The organism is Natronorubrum thiooxidans, assembly GCF_900156475.1.
GTDB classification, from domain to species: Archaea; Halobacteriota; Halobacteria; order Halobacteriales; family Natrialbaceae; genus Natronorubrum; species Natronorubrum thiooxidans.
Window position 1 is genome coordinate 1 of sequence record NZ_FTNR01000011.1, and the last position, 19,865, is coordinate 19,865.

General features: G+C 59.9%; 17 protein-coding genes. 3 read left to right on the forward strand and 14 right to left on the reverse strand.

Features of this window, described 5'->3' with window-relative positions; genetic code table 11:
- Nucleotides 1-336 precede the first annotated feature (336 nt).
- The 5 genes from BW940_RS14305 to BW940_RS14325 all read right to left on the reverse strand — a co-directional run bounded on the left by BW940_RS14305 (nt 337) and on the right by BW940_RS14325 (nt 7,037).
- Entirely contained in the window at nt 337-717 is a 381-nt protein-coding gene (locus BW940_RS14305; protein WP_076610022.1) for a putative quinol monooxygenase, read from the reverse strand.
- 343 nt (nt 718-1,060) lie between these two features.
- Nucleotides 1,061-2,290, reverse strand: coding sequence for a cation:proton antiporter (locus tag BW940_RS14310; protein WP_076609903.1), 1,230 nt, complete (start codon nt 2,288-2,290; stop codon nt 1,061-1,063).
- Nucleotides 2,291-2,691: 401 nt separating this feature from the next.
- The gene (locus tag BW940_RS14315; protein WP_084776772.1) at nt 2,692-3,828 is read right to left on the reverse strand and encodes a DUF1214 domain-containing protein; all 1,137 of its coding nucleotides are present in this window, start codon (nt 3,826-3,828) and stop codon (nt 2,692-2,694) included.
- 363 nt (nt 3,829-4,191) lie between these two features.
- A complete protein-coding gene (locus BW940_RS14320; RefSeq protein WP_235847813.1) occupies nt 4,192-5,322 on the reverse strand; it encodes a DUF1214 domain-containing protein in 1,131 nt (376 codons plus the stop codon).
- 275 nt (nt 5,323-5,597) lie between these two features.
- Nucleotides 5,598-7,037, reverse strand: coding sequence for a cryptochrome/photolyase family protein (locus tag BW940_RS14325; protein ID WP_076610025.1), 1,440 nt, complete (start codon nt 7,035-7,037; stop codon nt 5,598-5,600).
- A gap of 661 nt (nt 7,038-7,698) precedes the next feature.
- Here BW940_RS14325 and BW940_RS14330 point away from each other — a divergent pair.
- Nucleotides 7,699-9,339, forward strand: a complete 1,641-nt coding sequence (locus tag BW940_RS14330; protein WP_076609904.1) for an MFS transporter — start codon at nt 7,699-7,701, stop codon at nt 9,337-9,339.
- 106 nt (nt 9,340-9,445) lie between these two features.
- Here the strand turns inward: BW940_RS14330 and BW940_RS14335 are convergent, their stop codons facing one another.
- Together BW940_RS14335 and BW940_RS14340 are read right to left on the reverse strand one after the other, a co-directional pair.
- Nucleotides 9,446-11,170, reverse strand: coding sequence for a SulP family inorganic anion transporter (locus BW940_RS14335; RefSeq protein WP_084776773.1), 1,725 nt, complete (start codon nt 11,168-11,170; stop codon nt 9,446-9,448).
- Between the two features lie 44 nt (nt 11,171-11,214).
- Nucleotides 11,215-12,366: a DUF1214 domain-containing protein gene (locus tag BW940_RS14340; RefSeq protein ID WP_076609905.1), complete on the reverse strand. Its 1,152-nt coding sequence runs from the start codon at nt 12,364-12,366 to the stop codon at nt 11,215-11,217.
- Between the two features lie 576 nt (nt 12,367-12,942).
- Here BW940_RS14340 and BW940_RS14345 point away from each other — a divergent pair.
- Nucleotides 12,943-13,830, forward strand: a complete 888-nt coding sequence (locus BW940_RS14345; RefSeq protein ID WP_076609906.1) for a DUF4397 domain-containing protein — start codon at nt 12,943-12,945, stop codon at nt 13,828-13,830.
- Here the strand turns inward: BW940_RS14345 and BW940_RS21095 are convergent.
- Nucleotides 13,803-13,994, reverse strand: coding sequence for a hypothetical protein (locus tag BW940_RS21095; RefSeq protein WP_143823906.1), 192 nt, complete (start codon nt 13,992-13,994; stop codon nt 13,803-13,805). The two genes, BW940_RS14345 and BW940_RS21095, sit on opposite strands and share 28 nt — an antisense overlap.
- Before the next feature lie 469 nt (nt 13,995-14,463).
- Between BW940_RS21095 and BW940_RS14350 the strand changes: the two genes are divergently transcribed.
- Nucleotides 14,464-14,838, forward strand: a complete 375-nt coding sequence (locus BW940_RS14350) for a TMEM175 family protein (protein ID WP_076609907.1) — start codon at nt 14,464-14,466, stop codon at nt 14,836-14,838.
- 342 nt (nt 14,839-15,180) lie between these two features.
- On the opposite strand, the gene BW940_RS14355 is transcribed toward BW940_RS14350, so the two are convergent.
- The 6 genes from BW940_RS14355 to BW940_RS14380 form a co-directional block, all read right to left on the reverse strand.
- A complete protein-coding gene (locus BW940_RS14355) occupies nt 15,181-15,483 on the reverse strand; it encodes a hypothetical protein (protein WP_076609908.1) in 303 nt (100 codons plus the stop codon).
- A complete protein-coding gene (locus tag BW940_RS14360) occupies nt 15,484-15,756 on the reverse strand; it encodes a winged helix-turn-helix domain-containing protein (RefSeq protein WP_076609909.1) in 273 nt (90 codons plus the stop codon).
- 40 nt (nt 15,757-15,796) lie between these two features.
- A complete protein-coding gene (locus tag BW940_RS14365) occupies nt 15,797-17,269 on the reverse strand; it encodes a molybdopterin-dependent oxidoreductase (protein ID WP_076609910.1) in 1,473 nt (490 codons plus the stop codon).
- A gap of 27 nt (nt 17,270-17,296) precedes the next feature.
- On the reverse strand, nt 17,297-18,310 hold the full coding sequence (locus BW940_RS14370; protein WP_076609911.1) for a hypothetical protein: 1,014 nt from the start codon (nt 18,308-18,310) through the stop codon (nt 17,297-17,299).
- 319 nt (nt 18,311-18,629) lie between these two features.
- Nucleotides 18,630-19,076: a hypothetical protein gene (locus BW940_RS14375; RefSeq protein ID WP_076609912.1), complete on the reverse strand. Its 447-nt coding sequence runs from the start codon at nt 19,074-19,076 to the stop codon at nt 18,630-18,632.
- Nucleotides 19,077-19,224: 148 nt separating this feature from the next.
- A complete protein-coding gene (locus BW940_RS14380) occupies nt 19,225-19,833 on the reverse strand; it encodes a class I SAM-dependent methyltransferase (RefSeq protein WP_076609913.1) in 609 nt (202 codons plus the stop codon).
- Nucleotides 19,834-19,865: the final 32 nt, after the last annotated feature.

The following is a 19,865-nucleotide window of genomic DNA, read 5'->3' on the forward strand; positions in this document are numbered from 1 at the left end:
GTGATTCCGCAGCTGCGTTCGGGTGAGCCAGGCGGCTCACCCGAACAACTATTGTCAGTGGTGTGGTATAGCTCGGTGCGGGATTTTCATAGGAGTGGTGTGGTATAGCTCGGTGCGGGATTTTCATAGGAGTGGTGTGGTATAGCTCGGTGCGGGATTTTCATAGGAGTGGTGTGGTATAGCTCGGTGCGGGATTTTCATAGGAGTGGTGTGGTATAGCTCGGTGCGGGATTTTCATAGGAGTGGTGTGGTATAGCTCGGTGCGGGATTTTCATAGGAGTGGTGTGGTATAGCTCGGTGCGGGATTTTCATAGGAGGATGGGTTCAGCACACGGATTACTCAGCAGGGACTCGATCAATTCCGTCGTGGCGGTCGTGGATCGACACGCGTCCGTGTCCCAGTGTCGAGGCTTTCTTCTCAAGTTGGTGGACGAGTTCCGCACTGGGTCGTCCATACACGTCGATGGCTTCGAGATCAATGAACTCGCCGATTGGAGGGAACTTGGGCCCCGCAACCTCCATGTGATACGCTAATGATGCCGAATCGGCGTGTGTGTGCACGACGGTCATTCGGGTGCCGTCCTCACTGAAGTAAACGTCATACGACAGGATGTCGGGTTCGTTGGCGTCAACGAACTCCACCAGATCAGTTATCGCTCCCTTGAGTTCGTCCAGCTTCCCGTCGTGCACCGCTGATTGGTCTACGTAGACAATCATTTCAGTTCCTCGGCTCTCCATACGTCACCTGTCAATGTGGGTGTTTCGCACACAACGTTGGTTTCTATGAACCTGCAAGATACGCGCCTTGTATTCAGCATGGCCTCTCTAAACCATCAGTCAGAGAGGATTTCAACAGGGCCAAATATGCCTAACGGAGAAGTTTGAATCCCCAAATTCGGGCGATCACGTCGTAAAGGTCGAGCCGTTCGACGGACGAACGTGAGCTTTTACCACCTATCACGTCTCTTCTCGTTTCGAATCGGCCGAAACAGCAGGGACTCACCGTGTCACACTGTGATTCTCTACGAAACACTCGCAAATTACGGATCGAGTTCAGCACTCAATACTCCGCCTCGGTTACCCCAAGCACACCGGCGATCTGTCTCGCGAAGCCCGCTTCGACGACGACCGTGACGAGAATGACGAGAAAGACAGTGCCGAGCAGCAAATGCGCCCCCGACGGATCCGACGGGGGCGCCTCCGTCAGCAGCCGGACGGCGAACAGCGTCGCGACCGATGCTGGAATAATTCCCCGCGGACCGACGAAACTCACGAACAGCCGTTCGCTCGGCGTGAAGCCGACCCCGACCGTCGAGACGAAGACAGCAAGTGGGCGGATCACGACCATCAGAACCGCGACGACCGCGAGCCCGGCGACGCCCAGCGCGAGGAGTTCCGCGAACTCGAGCAACGCCGCCAGCGTGATGAAGACGAACGCGAGAACCAGCAATGTCACGTCCCGCATAAACTGTCGGATCGCCTCCTGATGGGGAAGTTCGAGGCTCCCGAGGATGAATCCCGAAGTGGCGGCGGCCACGATCCCCGCCTCCGAGAACACCGAATCGGCGGCGGCGAACGCGATAACGGCACCGGCCAGCGCGACCAGTCGGGCCGTCTGCGGCGCGGTCTCGGATGGCTGTTCGACCTGCGCGAGGAGGTACCAGACGACCCCGGCGACCACGAACCCGACGACCACTCCCAGCGCGAGACGCTGGACGAAGAGCCACACGTACCCGCCCGGTGCGAGCTGCCGGGCCGTCATGGCTTTGAAGAGGACGACAGCCAGCACCGCGGCCGTGACGTCGTTGACGATCCCTTCGACTTCGAGCGTCGTGGCGACCTCCTCGCGAACGGGGACCACCGCGAGAATCGGCGCGATGACCGTCGGCCCGGTGGCGACCAGCAGCGCGCCGATGAGAAACGCGATATCCCAACTCGCTCCCAGTAGCAGGCGCACGGTCAGCGCCGTCCCGACGAACGCGATGACCGCTCCGACCGTGATCATCCGGCTGACCGCCTTCGACGTCTTCCAAATGGCCTCGTACTCGAGGCGAAACGTGCCTTCAAAGATGATGATGGCGACGCTCACGCCGACGATGGTCGAGAGCGCGTCGCCGACGACGGCGGGCGTTATCAACCCGAGACCCTCGGGACCGATGGCGACGCCCATGAGAATTAGAAACAACACGCTTGGCACCCGGTACTTCGCGGCGAGAAACTGCGCCGTCACACCGAGGCCGACGATGGCCGCAATGAGGGCGACGGCGTCGAGGCTGACGTGAATGGACACCGGTTATCGACCTCCAAGAGAGGAAGTACGGCTATCCGCGCACCATGCACTCAACGAGCTACGGCTCCACGGGTAGTTCCCGATCCATGCGCCCGACATGCGACGTGCTCCCACGCCCAGTCACAAATATCCGCAGACTCAGCGACAACCGACGGCTATCGAGTATTACCGGGTTCGGTTCGAGCATCGTTCGGAATCACCACGGTCCTTCGGGCGTTCTCCGGATCGAACGGACAGGTGGCCCGGATTAGCGCTGTTGACTCGTTTGAAACGGAGAGACACGCCGCACTGTATAGAGAAGGTGCGTTCAGCGCGACGCGGGCACAAACGGGTGTCGAGCCACCAGTCGATATTGCACGTTTCGACCTTCAGAGTCGCTAAGACGGGGATTTGGGGCATTGTCACTCGACCGGCTCGGCCTCGGGGAACTGGTAGCTCCCGTCGAGAATCTCCTCGCGCGGCTGGTAGAGCCGAACCGTGTAGGTCCATCCCTCTGGTGTATAGAGGAAGTTCGGCTGGTCGGGGTCACCACCGAAATGGATCGTGACACTGCCGTCGTCGGCTGGCTCTGCGGTCGCGTTACTCACAGTATAGGCATCGTACTCGTTCTCCTCGAAGTAGAAGTCGCTGTTGTAGACGCTGACCGACCAGAACCCGTCGACGGGGACGTCCTCGACGGTGAGTGTGTGTGGCGTCGTGCCGTCATTCTGGGCGGGAGTCCGTTGAAGAGCCAACGCTTCCGACGGCTCCGGAACACCGGTCCACCCTGCCGTACTGGCGATGAAATGCTTCACGGGGTCGACCTCATCGACGTCGCCATACGCGCCCGAGTAGTCGTCAACTGTGAGTCCGACCGGTACGAGCGCGTCGTTGAGTTGTTCGTATGATTGCTGATCCCAGTTAGGGATCTCGAACGAGCCAGCCGACGATTGCTCCGCCTCGGTCTCGTCCTGGAGTTGCCGGACTTGGTCTAGATCGTCTGGATCGGTCGGGTCGACGAACGCGCGAATCACGACGCCAGCATACCGGGTGCCGACGAGGTCCTGGGTTATCGTGTACTCGCCGGGGTCGGTGGCGAACATCTTCACGTATTGGTTCTCGTTCTGGACGTTCATCGACCGGTATCGGTCACCGCTGTCTGGGAGCGTGATGGTGACCGGCTCGGTTAGATCGAAGACCCCGAACGAGCCGAGCACGTCCCGGTCCTCCCCGACATAGACCTGATCCTCGATGGGGGAGACATCTCTGCGATGGTAGAATTGTCCGAACCCGCCCGCGTCGACGGTTGACTGGAACACGACATGACAGTTGGCGCGCGGGTAGTTCTCCCACGTCACTGGGACCGACTCGCCGTCTGCTGCCGTCTCGTTTTCAGCCCCCTGGGTGTTCGCCTCCGAGGCATGTTGGCCGGCAGTGGCGCTGCCACTGCCCAGTGCGAGCAGTCCGGCGAGGCCCGCCCCGCGAAGTGCATTTCGGCGCGTCGCCCACAGCAGTTCGGAACTGGAATCTGACGTCGTGTGATCTGTTTCGTTGCTCATGACTCGTACCTCTCCGGGTGGCCCACAGCAGCGGTTGGGGCCGACTCAGACAATCGCACACCAGCATTTCATATAAAACATCGACGCCACTCGAGAATACGTCCATGTGATGACAATAGTGATACATGACTACTCATCTTTGAACTCTCGATCAACTATCTGGACGTGGGGTAATCGACCACAGACCTCAGTTCGTGTTGCACTCGCGATGAGTCCAGCACCCAGTGAACTACCTGGATCTCATCAGAAACGATGTGATCGACTCTGAGCGTGAGTTCGTCACGACTGCCAGTACGAGGGGAAAACAAACGACGGTCGGGACACACCGACGTGCTCGTCAGAATAGTGATATTCGCGTCCTTCTCACTCGATCGGCTCGGCCTCGGGGAACTGATAGCTCCCGTCGAGAATCTCCTCGCGGGGCCCGTAGAGCCGAACCAGGTAGAACCACTCCGCTGGGGTGTAGAGGAAGTTCGGTTGATCGGGGTCACCGCCGAAATGGATCGTGATAGTGCCGTCATCGGCTGACTCTGCAGTTACGTTGTTGAACGAGTACGCGTCGTACTCGTTCTCCTCGAGAAACCCGTCGCTGTTGTAGACGGTGACCGACCAGAATCCGTCGACGGGGACGTCCTGGACAGTGAACGTGTGTGGCGTGTTACCGTCGTTCTGTTCTGGGACTCGTTGCAGATAGATCGTTTCTGGCTCCGGAACGCCGCCCGGTGTCACAGTGGCAAGATAGTACTTGACGGGGTCGATCTCGTCGACGTCGCCATAAGCACCGCTGAAGTCGTCCATCGTTTTCATGACTGTGACGAGCGCGTCGAAGAGTTCTTGATGTGTCTGGCGGTCCCAATCGGGAATATCGAACGTACCGACCGAGTCTTGGCTCACTGCGAGTTCGTCCTGTAGTCCATAGACGGTCTCTACGTCGTCCGGATCGTTCGGGTCGACGAACGTGCGGACGATGACCCACACGTACCGCGTCCCGACCCCGTCCCGGGTCAATGTGTACTCGCCGGGATCCTGATACGCCTCTTTCACGTACGCGTCCTCGTCCATGACGACCATCGACTGGTGGCGGTCACCGGCGTCCGGTTTGGTAATGGTGACCGGCTCGGACAGGTCGAAGACGCCGATCGAATAGATCGTGTCGCGATTGGGCAAGGCTGCGATCCGCACGTCAGGCCCGACTACCGTTCGGAAATGGTGGAATTCGCCGAACCCGCCTCGTTCGACGATGTTCTCCATCATTAGATGGATCTGTGACCGGGGAAAATTCTCCCAGGTCACTGGGACTGACTCGTCGGGCGCTGCCATCTCATTTTCAGTCCCCTGGGTGTTCCCTTCCGAAGAGTTTTGGCTGGCAGTGGCGCTGCCACCGCCCAGTGCGAGCAGTCCGGCGAGGCCCGCCCCGCGAAGTGCGGTTCGGCGCGTTGCCCGCAGGAGTTCGGAATTAGATTCTGGCGTCGTGTGATTTGTCTCGTTGCTCATAGCTCATGTCGCTCCGAGTGGCCCACAGCAGCGGTTGGGACCAACTCACACGCTCGTACTCCAGCGTTCCACATAATTCGCCGACGACCCTCGAGAATAATTTCGCGACGCGATGATGGTGGCCGTTCGATGACTATCTCCGAGTTCCTGATCGACCATCTGTACCTGTTGTGTTCGGCCTGACGGTGGTGTTTCGTCGGTTCGGTATCTCTGCCCCACGAAAAGCAGCCGCACCGTGTCCTCGCCCTCGACGGTGCCGCTTCTCGCGTGCCCCGTCAGTCGTCGCCGCGCGCGGCTTCGAACGCCTCGATTGCGCGCTCGTGGTGTTCGCCGTAGTCGACGATGGGGGCGGGGTAATCGGGCGCGATGGCGGCTCGTTTCTCGTCGTCCAGCGTGGGCCACTCGTGGATGGCGTCGGTCGGCGCGTCCCGGAGTTCGGGGACGTGTTCCCTGACGTACTCGCCGTCCGGATCGTACTCCTCCGACTGGGTTACGGGGTCGAAGAAGCGGACGTACGGCTGGGCGTTCGCTCCCGTCGAGGCGGCCCACTGCCAGCCGCCGGCGGCGTGGGCGGTGTCGTGGTCCACGAGCTTTCGGCGGTACCAGTCGTACCCCTCGCGCCAGTCAATCAGCAGGTCCTTCGTGAGGAACGAGGCGGCCACCATCCGGACGCGGTTGTGAACCCACGCCTCGGCGCGCAACTGCCGCATCCCGGCGTCGACGAGCGGATAGCCCGTCTCGCCGTCCTTCCACGCCCGGAGACCCTCGGGATCGTCGCGCCACTGGATTTCGTTCGGGTACTCGCGGTAGTTCTCGGTAACGACGTCGGGACGCGCGTCCAGGACGTGCGCGTAGAACTCCCGCCAGGCGAGCCGTCGCCGGAACGCCTCGACCGACTCTCGGGCGTCTCCGTCGCTGGCGGCGGCCGCCGCGTCTTCAGTTGCTTTCCAGACCGTTCGGACGCCGACTGTCCCGAACTTCAGGTGCGGCGAGAGGCGCGAGGTCGACTCTCGGGCGGGGTACTCGCGGTCGTCCCCGTAGCGGTAGATAGTGTCCTCGCGGAAGTCGGCGAGTAGGTCGTGGGCGGCGTCGGTGCCCGCTGGCTGCACGTCGGCTTCGGGATCGTCGAAGCCCAGCTCGGCGAGTGACGGTAGCGTGCCGGCGGTCTCGGAGGCCTCGCCGAGCCACTCCTCGTCGAGGCTGTCGCGTGGGTCGACGACGTCACCGCGAACCGGCGCGGCGACGGGGGCGGCCTTCTCCCGGTCGCGCCACTCCCGCCAGAAGTCCGAGAAGACAGAGTGGTGGCTCCCGTCGGCCGTCGTGATGGTCTCCGGTTTGTGGAGGAGGGTGCCGCCGAACCGCTCGACGTCGACGCTGACGCCAGCGTCGGCGAGCGCCGCCGCGACCGCACGGTCGCGTTCGCCCGCCAGTCCGGAGTAGTCGCGGTTCCAGGTGACCGCATCGGCGTCGCAGGCCTCAGCGAGGTCGGGAAGTACCGTCCTCGGGTCGCCGCGGGCGAGGAGCAGTTCGCCGCCGCGCTCGCGGTACTGCTCGCGCAACGAGTCCAGCGCACCGAGCAGGAACGATACCACGGGCGGCGCGCCGTAGGCGAGTATCGCGGGATCGTGGACGAACACTGGGAGGAGGCGGTCGTCGCCCGCCAGCGCCGGGTTGTCGGTCACACGAAGATCACGGCGGTGCCAGTGAAGTCGCACACCGGAGTCTTGGCGGGCACTGGCGCCGCCCATCGCGAGCATTCCGGCGAGGCCCGCCCCACGAAGTGCGTTTCGGCGTGTCGCCCGCAGCGGTTCAAAGTCCGATTCTGACGTCGCGTGGTATGGCTCTTCGCTCATGACTCATGCCTCTCTGAGTGGTCCACAGCAGCAGTTGCGACCGACTCACACACTCGCACTTCAGGATTCCATATAATACAGTGACGATACTCGAGAAGAAACTCGTGACATGATGATAGTGATAGACGGCACTAAATTCTTGATCGGCTATCTGTACGTGTAGCGAGCGATGACGGACTTCAGTTCGTGTTGTACTCGCGCTGTGTATGCTGCACGCTGGGAAGAACACTCACCATAGCTGATAGTGAATGCAGTGCTGATATCGTCCACAGAGATCATCGCCGCGGGCCGAAAGGTAGTGTTCTGATAGTAAAGGCAAGCGTTATCTCGAATTTGATGGCTGTAAGCGTATACCTGTCTCGTCACTCTCTGCTGAGTCGACGTAACTGGCCACGTCCCTGTTATTTGACGGTCAAACGCGTGAGGCTACGCTATGACCCCAGATGGGGCGCCTTCAAATGGGAAAATTTCACTCTCTGATAGGTTTTGGAACGGGGTAGAATACTGGGCACCGGCAATCGCCGTGAGTCTGACGACGTTCCTCGTGGTTGTCAACGCTTCCCTGATGAACGTGGCGATCCCCACGATGGTTGATGAGTTCGATACCTCAGTCACCGTGATTCAGGGGGCCGTTTCGCTCTACTCGCTGGTGATCGCTGCGCTGATTTTGCCAGCCGGTACGCTGCCGACTCGGCGTAGTCCTCGGCGTGTAATGGCAGTTGCACTGACCGTCTACGCCGGCGGAACGCTGGTAGCGGCGATTAGCTGGAACACGACGATCCTCTATCTCGGCTGGTCACTCGTCCAGGGTTCCGCGGCCGCTGTGATATTTCCACTGACGTTCACTGTATTGACAGTCAGTTATGAAGACGATGACCGGGCGAAGGCGTTTGGCCTGCTAGCTGGCGTGCACGGGATTGGATCGACTCTTGGTCCGATTATCGGTGGGGCACTAACTACGTACGCAAGTTGGCGCTGGGGATTTTCGCTCCAAATCCTCGGTGTGGGAATTATTCTCTTCTTCGTACAGTACGTGATTCCGAACCCGCTGTCAGAAACGCGCAGTACGCTGGATAAAGGCGGGACGTCACTGTCCATCGTCGGTGCGACGTCACTCGTCACTGGATTCCTTCTCAGCGGGAAGTACGGCTGGTTGGTAGAACGGCGGCCGTTCGTCGTCGGCGAGATGCAGTTCAATCCGTTCGGGACGCCGCCGGCGATCTGGTTCCTCGGAGTCGGACTGCTCGCGTTCGCCGCGTTCGTTCAGTACGAACGTCGAATGGAACGCGCTGGGAAATCACCGCTCGTTCCGCTGCATGTGCTGACGAACCGTCCTTTTTTAGCTGGCGTTGTAACGTACAATATTCGCTCGATAGTCTCGGCCGGGTTCATGTTTATCTTCCCGGTCTATCTCCAGGCGGTACTCGGATACACCGCCTTCGAAACCGGGCTCGCGTTGTTACCGTATTCCATCGCGTCGATCATTTTTGCGACGTTTACGATCAGTTGGCGGAAGTACATCTCACCGAAGACGCTCGTCCAGGTCGGCATCGTGTGTATGGGCGCTGGACTGGTGTTATTGTACGAGCAGACGGGTCCCGGTCAGACGATCAGCAGGATGCTCATTCCGGTGGCACTCTACGGAGCCGGTGTCGGACTCATAGTGGCACAGATCTCTAATATGACGATGTCGGCTGTCCCGACCGCGAACTCCCCTGAGGCATCTGGTGTCCTGAACGTAAGCAGTTCGATCGGATTCGCCATGGGGACTGCAGTTGTCGGCTCGTATTTTCTCGGCCAGTTCTACGGTGGTGTAGTCGATAGAGTGCTCCGAGCAGAATACGTGACCGTTTCAACGGAGCAACGAAATGATCTGGTGATCGCGCTCGAAGATGCAGCAGAGACGGCGACCGAAGCCACGCAGCAACAGTTCCTGAACCGACTCACTCCGACGCAACGACAGTTGCTCGAGGGGAGCTTCGAGGCTGCGATGTTCGACGCCCAGCAGGCGACGCTGCTCCTGCTCGTACTGGTCGTACTGCTCCTGCTTATCGCATCGACGTTCTTGCCACGGCAGATACCGGAAACCGACGACGGAGCCGACCGCACCGAATCGCCCCAGGATTCGACACGTGACACTTCTGAAGCAGCCGTAGAGGACTAACCGAAAATATCAGACCGAACACCCGGGATGCGAACCGTCGTTCTTTCGGTCGGCTCAGCGAGGTTCGAGAAACCGCTGATGAAGATAGATCCGTCTACGAGGATGATCACTCCGTTCTCCAGCGGTCGATGACGTCATCGATTGATTCCTCGGGCTTCATGCCGCCGACGTTCGCCGCAAGTCCCGTCGTTTCGAACATCTGTACAACCTCGGACTCCGCCCCCGCAAAACGGAGATCGATTCCGCGTGAGTCGAGTTTTTCCTCGAGTTTCTCCAGCATCTGTGCGGCCCCGAAATCGACTGTTGATGACGATGTGAGGTCGAACACGACTAATTCGACATCGGAATCACGTTTTTCGATCCGGTTGAGGAGGTCGGTCTGAACCGTATCTGCGTTCGCGTAGAACAACTCGGCTTCGACGCGGTAGACGAATACATCGGTGATAGTCGTTGCCGCAGGATACAAGTCGTGAGCGACGAAGTGTCCCCTCCCGTCGATTTGACCGAGTTCATGTGTCACTGGACGGCTGACCCGAGAAATCGCGATCAGCAACGAGAGGGCGACGCCGACGAAGACGCCCCAGAGCATCCCGACTGTGAGTACCCCGAGTAAGGCCGACATCGCGATGGCAAATTCGCTCTTGCTCACGTGGTACAGTTGGCGGAGTGCGTTCGTATCGATAAGGCCCGTAACGGCGACGATAACGATTGCTGCGAGAATCGTTTCTGGGAGATTGGTAAACATCTCGGTGAGAAAGAGCAAGACGACGACGAGAACGAGAGCGACAACGGCGTTCGTGAGTTGTGTCTTGCTGCCGACGGCGTCATTGAGCGCTGACCGAGACATACTCCCACCGACGACAAATCCGCCACCGAAGCCAGCAGCGAGGTTGGCACCGCCATCAGCCAACAGTTCCTGATTCGCATCGGTTCGGTAGTCATGGCGTCTGGCGAACGTCTCGACGGCGCTGATGCCTTCGACGTACGAAAGAAGAAACAACGCCGCGGCGACGGGGACGAGGGAACCCAGCGTCGAGATACTGGGAACGGTCGGTACCGTCAGCGACGGGAGACCGCTCGGAATCGATCCAACGATCGCGACGCCGCGTGCCTGTAGATTCGTGACCGACAGTAGCACGATCGAGAGGGCTACGACGATGATTGCACTCGGCACACGCGGGAAGTAACGTTCTCCGAGCACGAGCAACCCGATTCCGGCGACACCAACGGCCAGCGTCTCGGGGTTCGTCTCAGCGAGATGGGTTCCGGCGTACCACACTCGTCCAAAGAACGTTTCCCCGAAGAAGCCGCCCGACGCGCCACTCTCAATGCCGAACAGTTTGTTTAGTTGGGTAGACATTATGTATAGCGCCGCCCCGGCGGAAAACCCCGTCAGTACCGACCCTGAGATAAAGTGGACGAGAAACCCCAACCGAAACGCCCACGCAACGACCGCGAAGACACCGACGAGGATCGTCGTCACGACGACGAGCGACGCGTACGAGGCGCTGTTTCCGCCAGCGACTGCTCCGACACCGCTCGCGAGCAGAATCGCCAGCGCCGAGGTGGGTCCCACCATGACTTGCCGAGAGGTGCCAAGAAAGAGGTACGCGATTGCAGCCAGTAACCCGGCGTACAAGCCAGTCTCTGGCGGCAAGTTTGCAAGCGATGCGTACGCTAAACCTTCGGGAATGACCGCCGCCGCGACGGTGATTCCCGCGACGACGTCCAAACGGAGCCACGACGCGTCGTACCGCGGAAGCCACTCCAGTATCGGGAGAGTAGACGAAAACCGTCGGCCGATTCGCTCTTTCAGGTTCTTCTCTGACACTATAGTTCTCCTTGTGGGTGCGGTAATTCCCGTCGCTTGTGATTTCACTCGAGCGGCTCGGCTTCGGGGAACTGATAGCTCCCGTCGAGAACCTCCTCACGTGGTCGGTAGAGCCGAACGATATAGCGCCAGCCCTCCGGGGTGTAGAGGAAGTTCGGTTGATCGGGGTCACCGCCGAGGTGCACCGTGACACTCCCGTCGTCGGCCCTCTCTGCGGTCACGTCGTTGATCGAGTACGCATCGTACTCGTTCTCCTCGAGCAACCAGTCGCTGTTGTAGACGGTGACCGACCAGAATGCGTCGACGGGGACGGTGTCCGGCTCCTCGACGGTGAGTGTGTATGGTGTTTCGCCGTCGTTTTGTTCGGGGTACCGCATTACAAGTAACGACTCTGATTCAGGAAGTCCACCCGGGCCGAACGCTGCAGTACCGAGGTAAAACTTGACGGGGTCGACCTCGTCGACGTCGCCATAGACGCCTCCTAAGTCGTCCATCGTCTCTCCGACCGTGATGAGCGCCTCCTGAATTTCTTCCAACGATTCTCGATCCCAGTTGGGAATCTCGAACGTTCCAGACGATTGTTGACGTATCGTCGTTTCATCCTGTAGTCTATGAGCTTCGTTCACATCGGCCGGATCGTTCAGGTCGACAAACGTGCGCATGAGGGCGCTGACGTACTGCGTTCCGATCTCATCCTGTGTCAACGTGTACTCGCCGGGATCGGAGAGAACCCCTTTCACGTATTGGTCTTGGTTGGTAAGAACTATCGACTGGTACCGGTCACCGGTGTCCGGTTTCGTGATGGTCACCGGCTCGGCCAGGTCGAATATTCCCCACGAGTAAAGCACCTCGTGATTCGGTGCCTTGGGTTGGTTGACCTGCTCCTCGATGGGAGGGATATCTCGGTAGTGCTTGAACTCGCCGAACCCACCGATTTCGACATGTGATTCGAAGTAGTCATCCGCCTGGGCGCGGAGGAAGTTCTCCCACGTCACTGGGAGTGGCTCGTCATCCGCTGACGTCTCGGTTTCAGCCCCCTGGGTGTCCGTCTCCGAGGGGTTTTGGCTGGCAGTGGCACTGCCACCACCCAGCGCGAGCAGTCCGGCGAGGCCCGCCCCGCGAAGTGCATTTCGGCGCGTTGCCCGCAGCGGTCTGAAGTTCGATTTTGCCGTCTTGTGGTGTGGTTCGTTGCTCATGGCTCATGCCTCTCTGAGTGGCCCACAGCAGTAGTTGGGACCGACTCACACGTTCGCACTCCATCATTCCATATAATCCAGTGACGATACTCTCGAACAATATCATTGCGTGATGATGGTGTTAGTTTGATGACTGTATCTGAATTATCAATATCCTATTTGTACCTGTGGTGAGCGATCACGGACCTGAGTTCGTGCTGCATTCGCGCCTTCGGCCTTGTTTAGAAGGCGAGAGTGGATCGCCGTTCTCGGCTCACGTTCACCCGTGGGAAACGCAGTCTCTTCCGGATGGGCGGTGACGTTCAGATCGGCACGTGCACGGACCGCTCCGGTCCCGCCGACGTGGTCCCGTCGTGGTTAATTAGGGTCACTAGCCAGATGTCCTCGAGTCCCTAGCCCAGATCCGCGAGGAGGACCTCGAGGGCGTCGGCAATCTCCTCAGGCCGACGAGGACTCTCCCACATCGGGTGGTTCGCTCGGAAAGCCCAACGCGTTGGATATCGAGGCTCGGAACTGCATCGGCCTGCGCCTGCAAGTGGTAGCACTATTAGCGATATCGCCGTTCATGACAATCTAATGACTGAAAATGGCGTGAGCCGACGGCGAATTATACAAATCGGCGGCGGCCTCGTGGTAGTTAGTGGCGTCGGAAGTACCACGGCCGCCTCGAGTGACCACGAAACGAACGACCAGCCAACCGATACCAACTTCCAGACTCGAGTTGCACACCTCTCACCCGATGCACCCAACATCGACATCTACGTTGACGGAGAGCGGGTCCGCGAGGGCATCCCGTACGGGACGGTCACCGACTACCGCGACCTCCCGCCTGGCACGTACACGGTCCAGGTCGTTCCCGCCGGTGAAGACCCGGCCGAAGCAGTGCTCGAGGAGACCGTCGAGGCCGGCGACGTGGACTCCACCCTCGACGGTCTCCTCGCAGTGATCGGCGAAGTGGCCGCCGAAAACCAGCCCCTCGAGGCGCTGTTCCTCGACGACGACAACAGCCCAGTCGGTCCGGGTACCGCTCGGGTTCGCGTCCTCCACGCATCACCCGATGCGCCTGCGGTGGACGTCGTTGCCGGTGAAACAGGGGACGCGCTGTTCGAGAACGTCGCGTTCGGTGAATCCGGCTACACCGAAGTCCCGGAAGGCGAGTATACGCTCGTCATCTATCCCGCGGGTGACCGGGAGACCAGTGTCTTCGAAATTGACGTTTCCCTCACCGGAGGAACCGTCTACTCCGCGTTCGCGATTGGCTACCTCGAGCCGGAGAATGCACCCGCCGATGAACCGTTCGAGATACTCCTCACGGAGGACGCCCACCCGGACGAGAAGGGCGTCGAACCAGACGAAGAGAAGCCTGAAGAAGACGAACCGGAGAAAGAGCCTGAAAAGGAGCCGAAAGAAGACGAACCTGAAAAAGACGAGAAAGACTACGAGAAGGAGGATAAAGATAAGTGACACTGACTGCTGCCAAAGACGTCCTTCTCGACGATCTGGGAGCCGTCGTCACCCGTCGGAAAGAAGTGGACGTGGCCCTCGTCGGTTGGAGTGCTGTTGTTCTTCCACACTTCATACCGGACGACGTACTGTCTGGTCTCGGCAACGTCTTCCCGTCGTGTCATTGACGGCCTGTTCACACCGTCCTCCCGTGGCCCGATGTCTATCCGTTCGCTGTACACCCTTGCTTTCGGATTAGCCGACCCCTCCGGTTGAGACGACTTCCCCGTCGGTCCGAAACAGGTCGAACTGGACGGTGTACAGGCTGTCAGTGTGGTTGAACACGACAAGGCCGAGCATGACTGGCTGAGAGGAGAGGGCCGAGCAACCGGCACAGCTGGCCAGTACAGTGCTGAATACAGAGAATAGATTCATTAGCGCGATCGCCCACGAGCGAGTCGTTAGATAGGTCTGGGGATTTGTTTCTGATTAGGAATGTGGTAGGAACGACTCAAGTTGAAAAGTACGGAACGTGCGCGTCCCGTTCATCGAACGAGATTGGCAGCTGCTGTTCAGCGGTGTGAGTTTCAGGTCCGCCAGAAATACTCGGTAGAGACGCAATAATGGATTGACAATCAACAGTCTATATCACGTATGGCACTTCCGTTCCGCCGCGAGTCCGAGGAAACAGACCGACTGATTGCGCTCAGCGACGGCGTCATCGCAATTGCTATCACACTGTTGGTGCTGGAAATCAGCGTTCCGACGGTTCCTGCCGGAAGCACGACTGCGGTCGTGCCTGACCTCACCGCTGAGCAATGGCCCGAGTTCGTCGGGTACGTGCTGAGCTTTCTGGTGATCGGCCTCTACTGGACATTACATCGGCGCGTGTTCGTCTACGTTGAGGGCCACGACCGAAGCGTGGTCTGGCTCAATCTTATGTTCTTACTCCTGGTCGCGTTCGTTCCGTACGCCACGAGCGTGTTTGTCGCCTACCCGACCGGGGTCGGCAATCCTCGCCCAGTATAAGCCGCTACTGGCCGTCCTCTCGTGGGGATTGCTGGTTCCCCTCAACGGCGCTTTCGAGTCACGACTTGTCACGAGCGTCGAGGAGTCGGTGACCGAGTCAGAGGACCAGCCTCAATAACCCTCTGTTCGCCCAGCGTTCGTACTGGTAGAGACGTACCCTGTCTCTCTCACTTCCAACCACCGATAGACGCCAACTGGCCAGTAACCGATACGCGCTGTGAGTTCAGCACAAGTTATTCGAACCACTCGGCTTCTGTCAGGAGTGGCGTGACCGACTCAGAGAATATATTCAGGATGGATTTCAAACCGGAGTGAATTTTCGAGAGGATAATCGAAATCACGTCACTTAGCGGTGACGTAAGTGAGGAAAGCCAGAGCGACGGTCTGAAGCGCACGGAGAGTGGTTACGGACTGCTGGACGCCTGGGGAATTAGCGTAGAGCATCCCGGTGCTGAAAAAGAAGTAAATTGCGACGACATTCTCAAGGAGCAGAACGACGCCGAACATGGCCAACCCTGCGGTCATCTCGGATCCGAACGTTCGGTAGTTACGAACCCAGATAACCGTCAACACCGCCAGGAGAAGTACATTCACTGCCGAGAAGAGGGTCGCCGCCAGCATCCAGGGTTCCATTGCCCCCGCCATTCACATCGCCTCCAGAACGGTTTCGAACTCCTCGCGGTGTCGCTCGAACTGATCGGTCAGGAAGTACAACTTCCCGTACTCGTCGCCACCGGATTCAATAACGTCGTGTTTCTGTAACATGTCGAGGTGGTGTCTCACGGTATTGTAATCGACATCGAGGCACTCCGCGAGCTGATTGGCGTTCCGGGGTCGATCGTCGAGAGCGGCGATAATGCGCACACGGTTCTCGCCGCCACGCGTGCCAACGAGGAGATACCAGAGTGCCTTCTCCATCCGTGCGTGCCCTCGTATCGGGAGACTATGAGTCCGGCGGTCATCCGTGTACCGTCTTCGTGACCCAGCCGGTCGCCCCGCTCGGGAACGCGTCCGACCGCTCTTCGGGCTGGAGGTCCCCCTCGCCGTCGATCGCTCGAACCACGACCTCGTGGCTGCCGTCGGGTTCGAACTCGTAGCGCCACTGTCGCCACACGTCGATTCCGGGAAGCGGCTCCGAGAGGTCCGCGTCCTGCCAGGTTCCGCCCCCGTCCGTCGAGACTTCCACGCGCTCGATGCCCCGCGTCCCGGCGTAGGCGTGGCCGGCCACCTCGACGTTCCCGTTATCGAGCACAGTGTCACTCCAGAGTTTGGCGACGGTGTTCACCGGCCCGGTGCCGTGCCAACCGCGCTGTTCCCAGTAGCCGTCCATCTCCTCGTCTAGGAGTTCGATCTCGGTGAGCCACTTGACGTTCGTCTCGCCCCAGTGACCGGGGATCAGCACACGCACCGGATGTCCGTGAGACTCGGGGAGCGACCGACCGTTCATGCCCCACGCGAGAAAGCCGTCTTCGAGGGCCTCGATCGGGAACTGGACGAAGTACCCGTCCGCCGCACGGAGCATCGCACACCCGCATTCGCCCTCGGGGTCGGCCATCTCGAGGAGCGGTTCGATCGGCGTCCCTGTCCAGACGGCGTTGTCCAGCTTCGCACCGTTCAGGCCCTCGCCGACACACCGGAGCGTCACGAACCGCCGCTCGGTCGGCATATCCGTCAGTTCGTCGAACGTAACGGTTACGTCGTCACCGACTTCCCCCGTGATCGTCAGCGACCAGTCGTCGGGCGAGAGGTTCGGGTCGAACTCCGCTATGTCGACGTTGTAGAACTCCTCGAACGTACTCACGAGTCCCGGAACGTCGCCACGGATGTCGAGGGACTTCGCTTCGGCCTCCTGCAGCAGCGTGGCCACCGCGTCGTCCGTCGTCTCGCTTTCGCCGCCGGTGGTGTCGTCGTCGGCCGCCAGTCGACGGAGGCCGATAGCTGTGCCGACGAAGGCCAAAGCGCCCACGCTCGAGATGAGTGCACGCCGCCGCGATGGGTCGTGTTTGGGAGCGGCGAGCGGCGTGGCGCCAACGGCGGTAAGTACTGCTACAGGGCCAGCAGCACCGACTGCGAGTAGTGGCTCTGCTGTAATCAAGGCAGTCAGGCTCCACGCCAGGACGCCGGACAGGCCAATACCGATCACGGGCTGCTCGAATCCTTGAGCAATATGAAGCCCAACGATCGCAGTGCCCGCGAGCAGTCCAGTTGCGATAACGAACGAAAGCGCAATATGCAGTAGATGCCCCTGTTCGCCGACGTTCTCTATCATCCAGGCGACGATTGGTCCCGGTGTGGCCCTGACGACGAGGTCGTCGATGGGCGCGACGAGGAACTCCCGGGTGTATCCCGCCGCCATGTAGGATCCTGCGACGCCGGTCATGCCCGCGAGCGTCGCGAACGCGACAGCGTTGCGGGATGGATATTCCACCATCGTTATGTCCACCTCTCGCTCATCCGTTCACTCCATCCCCACGGAGACGATGGGACAGTTGACGGTGGCGGTGTCAGTATCGAGGATGGTCGCCGAGGTGGCCGTATCGAGGTCCGAAACGTCCTCGAAATCGGCATTGTCGTAAACGGTGACCGTCCACAGTGGCGAATAGCTCTCGTCGCCCGGCAGCGAGGCGACGACGTTGTGCGTTTGGTCGCTCATCTCCTCGGTCATGAACCCCGACTGCGGGCCACCGCCATCCTCGTCGGGGTTCGTGTTGAAGGAGACGTAGATGGGCGAAACCGGCACCTTGTTGCCGTCGGTCGCCTCCAGCGGCGCCTCCTCGAAGAGGAAGTAACTGACGACCTCCCCCTCGTACCAGCCCTCGATCAGTCCCTCGTCCTCGTCGCCTGCGCGTTTGGTGGCCGTGGAGCCCTCGGGGACGACTGGACAGTTCTTGATGGTGTCAGTGCCCGTGATTTCGAGGTCGGACCCCATCAGATCGTCGCCGCTCGTTACCGTATTGGCCTCGTAGTCGTCGGGGACCGTGACCTCGTGGACGTGCCAGAAATCGTTGTACCCACCGTCACCGGGAATCACGTCGATGACGTTGAGCTGGTCCCCGACCGGATCGCCATTCTCCCTGAAGAACGCGTAGATGGGCGCGGGCTCGGCCGGTTGCACGTCAAAGTTGTAGTACTCGACGGCCTCGCCGCCGGGACCGAGTCCCTGCGTGATGAACGGCCCCTGATCGAAGTCGACGGGTTCGTCGGGGTCCGGCAGGTCGTTCATCTCGGTACGCACCATCAGCGTCCCTGCCTCCTCGCTGAACCGGTCGATCTCCGCCCGGGATGCCTCCTCTGGGTCCATTGTACGAGATTCCTCCATCGAATCGTCGTTCATGGATTCGTCATCCATCGAGTCATCTCCAGACGGTTCGTCGCTGCCGTCTTCGCTGCCTGTACATCCGGCGAGTGCAACCACTGTCATGCCACCTGCGATCTTCAGAACTCGACGTCGTGTCGTACTGTTGTCTGACATAGCAGTTGGTCGCACGAGAAGATCGAAAATATAGATTTTTCAAGAACCGCACAAATTCGCACCCATTTCGGTTCAAATTCGGTCTAGATTCTGTGCAGAGTTGTGTGGCTGTGCCGTGAAGAATCTCGAATAAACTGATCGAACGTTCCAGCCCTTTCGCACTGCATACGCGCTGTGTACCCTTGCGGGTGTGGAGCGAAATATCGATTTTCTGTCCGTAGGGGTGTGCGAGATACAGAGTATTAGTTCAGCACTCATCTCTAACGAAGTTTCGCCTACTCACTCTCGATAGTGGTCAAGACGCAAAACCGGGGCAAAGCTACTGTACTGTCTCATCAATGGCCCTGACAAATTCCTCGGCATGTTGTGATCCGACGAGAATTGCACGCCCGTTCGTCCGTTCGATCCAGACCCCCTGATCGCCACTGACGTTGTAAGCGAGTTTCCCGGGTGCCCACCGGATTCCCCAGCCGCCAAACTCACGAAGTGGCCTGTACCGTTTCGACTCGTATCGCTCGATCTCCGACCACGAAATTCGACGGAACGATCGGTGAAGAGGCCACATTTTGAGATAGATACCGTCGGCTCTCACTTCGGTCTGGAGACGAAGACTGTAGATGAGTCCAGCGATCGCGCCGATAACGATGAGCCCTCCCCACGATATGGGCCCTAACACGAGCATGAGAAGCGCGATACCGCCGAGAAGTGCCCAGATCCACGGCTGGCGAAACCGCTGTACTTCACGAAATGCTGGCTCTCTATCCATGAGTGAGTTGTTTGGAATTGCCGCTACTCGATAATGGTTTCTCCGGATATCGAGATGCGATCGTGCTACACACGCGCTGTGTATGCAGCACGACTCCTGAAACCTATCACCTCCCAAGGGATTCGATAGAGTCCCCTGCTCTGGTCCGCTATCTCTGATACTCGGCCAGCACGAACGGCACTGAACTCCCCAGCGGATCGTCGACGACTCGCTCCCAGATGACCTCGAATCCCGCCGCCTCGAGTGCGTCCTGAGTCCGACGGCGACCGGGCGTGCTGAAGAACATCGACTGGCCGCTCCCGAGCCAGTTGCGCTGGGTCGTCTCGTACGGACTCGAGCCGACCGTTGCGAGGAGTCGCCCACCCGGTCGGAGGACGCGGGCGAACTCGTCGTAGACGGCCGGGTGCTCGGTTCGAGGAACGTGGAAGACGGCGTGATACGCCGTAATCGCGTCGACGGCGTTCGCGGCCAGCGGGAGCCTCGTCATCTCGCCCTGGATCAGATGGGCTTCGGGGACGTTGCCAGCAGCGAGCTCGAGCTGGCGACTCGAGAGGTCGAGCCCGATCGATTCGACGTCTGCGAGGTTCGCAAGCGTTCGCATCCCGTCGCCACAGCCGATATCGAGGACGGTTGGCTCGTCGGGCAGCGTCTCGAGTAACTCATCGATTAGGGCGGCGTCTTCGCCGTCGGCGCGGCGGGTGCTGGCGTAGTCGTCGGCGACGGCGTCCCACGCGTGTCTGATGTCTTGCCGGTCCATACTCGGACGACGGGCGAAACGGGTATGGGGCT